Below are 2,123 nucleotides of genomic sequence, written 5' to 3'. Positions count from 1 at the left end.
GAGATGTGTATAAGAGACAGCTCGCGCACCGGCTGGCGCTGCCCGAGGCGGACACCGAACGGGTGCTGCGTCGGCTGGAGCAGCAGGGCCTGGCCGCACAGTCCTCGGCACGGCCTGGCCGCTGGGTGGCGGCGCCGCCCGGCGTGGCGCTCGGCGCGCTGCTGATCCAGCAGCGGCACGAGCTGGAGCAGGCGGAGCTGGCGTCCGCTCTGCTCGCCGAGGAGTACCGGGCCGAGGCGAGCGAACCGGCGGTGCACGACCTGGTGGAGGTGGTGACGGGGGCGAGTGCCGTCGCCCAGCGCTTCCACCAGCTGCAGCTGGGAGCGGTGTCGGAGGTGTGCGCCCTGGTGACGGGCAAGCCGATCGCGGTGACCGGGATGGAGAACGAGTCCGAGGAGCGGGCGACCTCGCGCGGGGTGAGCTACCGGGTGGTGGTCGAGCGCGAGGTGCTGTCGACGCCGTTCGGGATCCTGGAGCTGTCGGCGGCGCTGAGCCGGGACGAGCAGTGCCGGGTGGTGGACCGGGTGCCGACGAAGCTGGTGGTGGCCGACGGGAGCCTCGCGATGGTCCCACTGACCGGGCGGGGCGCGGAGCCCGCCGCCCTGGTCGTGCACGCCAGCGGTCTGCTGGAGTCGCTGATGGGCCTCTTCGAGGCGGTGTGGCGGGACGCGATGCCGCTGCGGCTGGGCGAGGGCGGCGGCGGGGTGCGCGAGGACGGGGTCGGGCCGGATCCCACGGACCTGGAGATCCTCTCGCTGCTGCTGGCGGGGCTGACGGACGCCAGTGTGGCCAAGCAGCTGGATCTGGGGCTGCGGACCGTGCAGCGCCGCGTCAAGGGCCTGATGGAGCTGACCGGCGTCTCGACGCGGCTCCAGTTGGGCTGGCATGCGTACGAGCGTGGCTGGGTGGCCCGGACCGGGCCGGCCTGAGACGGCGTCGGCGCAGGTCGATGCCGGTGGGCACGGTGCGCTGACGGGCGGAGCGGGGCACTCTCCGGCAGGCTGGTCAGATGAGTGTGTGGCAGCTCGTCGCCGTGGGCCTGGTCATGCTGCTGGGCCTGGTCGGGGTGCTGGTGCCGGGCGTGCCGGGTCAGGCGATCGTCTGGGCGGCGGTGCTGTGGTGGGCGCTGACGGACATGACGCCGGCCGCCTGGGGCGTCCTGATCGGCGCGACGGCGCTGATGCTGCTGAACCAGGCCCTCAAACCGCTGCTGCCACCGCGCCGCCCGGGCGACTCCGGGGCCCCTCGCCGCACCCTGGTGATCGGCGGGGTCGCGGGGATCGTCGGCTTCTTCGTCGTGCCCGTGGTCGGCGGGATCCTCGGGTACGTGGGGGCCATCTTCGGCGCGGAACGGCTGCGGCTGGGCAGCAGCGGCGCGGGCTGGACGTCGGTGCGCTCGGTCATGCGGGCGACGGGCTACGCGGTTCTGGTGGAGCTGTTCTGCTGCCTGCTGGTGGCGGGCGCCTGGCTGGGCGCGGTGCTCTGGGGCTGACGCGGCGCTCCGGCCCGACCGGGCGCGCTCGGGCCGTTCGTTCCGAACATGCCGGACTCGCGGGCCCGGTCCGAACCGAACGGAAGGCCCGGGCGGCCGAAGTCAGCTCGGGACCGCCGCCCGCGCCGCTTCCAGGTGGCGCACGGCGTAGGAGCGCCAGGGCCGCCACCGCTCCGCGCCCGGCGTTCCGTACGGGTCCACGTCGGGGTCGCCGAGCGCCCGCATCCGGATCAGGGCGGCGGTGCGCCGGCCGATCCCGGGCAGCGTCAGCAGCGTCCGTTCCGACGCGTCCCGGTCGGCCCCGGCGTCCAGCCGCAGCCGCCCGTCAGCGAGCGCGACGGCCAGCGCCGCGAGGGCCGGGTCCTCGGCGGAGGCGGCGAGCACGTCCGGCTCCGGAAACACATGGGTGAGCCCGCCGCACGGCACGTCCAGCGCTTTCCCGTACCGCTCGACCAGCTCCCCGGCGGCCTCGCGGCCCACCAGGGTCCGCACCGCGGCCTCCTCCGGGTCGGCCGCGCCCGGCGACCGCAGCCCGGGGCGGGCGGCGACCAGCGGGGCGAGCCGGGGGTCGGCGGCCAGCGCCTCGTCCACGGCGTACGGGTCGGCGTCTGTCTCTTATAGACATCTCTGA

Annotated in this window: 2 protein-coding genes and 1 pseudogene; 2 read left to right on the top strand and 1 reads right to left on the bottom strand. The window is 75.2% G+C overall.

Annotated features, from left to right (window positions below; translation table 11 throughout):
- On the top strand, window positions 1-929 hold a 929-nt coding region (locus tag CR470_RS37525), incomplete at its 5' end, for a helix-turn-helix transcriptional regulator (RefSeq protein ID WP_097872197.1).
- 80 nt (window positions 930-1,009) lie between these two features.
- Window positions 1,010-1,492: a DUF456 domain-containing protein gene (locus CR470_RS37520; protein WP_097872195.1), complete on the top strand. Its 483-nt coding sequence runs from the start codon at window positions 1,010-1,012 to the stop codon at window positions 1,490-1,492.
- On the opposite strand, the pseudogene CR470_RS37515 reads toward CR470_RS37520, so the two are convergent.
- A pseudogene (locus tag CR470_RS37515) lies at window positions 1,417-2,107 on the bottom strand (DNA-3-methyladenine glycosylase family protein); the annotation flags it as partial. The gene CR470_RS37520 and the pseudogene CR470_RS37515 overlap by 76 nt on opposite strands.
- Window positions 2,108-2,123: the final 16 nt, after the last annotated feature.

The sequence above is a fragment of the Streptomyces sp. rh34 genome (assembly GCF_002551245.1).
In the GTDB taxonomy this organism is placed as follows: Bacteria; Actinomycetota; Actinomycetes; order Streptomycetales; family Streptomycetaceae; genus Streptomyces.
The sequence above is the reverse complement of the archived record's forward strand: the minus strand, read 5'-3'. Positions and strand labels throughout refer to the sequence as shown.

Excerpts from the sequence above, each read along its gene's own strand:
- CR470_RS37520 (WP_097872195.1), top strand. The coding sequence starts at position 1,010 with ATGAGTGTGTGGCAGCTCGTCGCCGTGGGCCTGGTCATGCTGCTGGGC.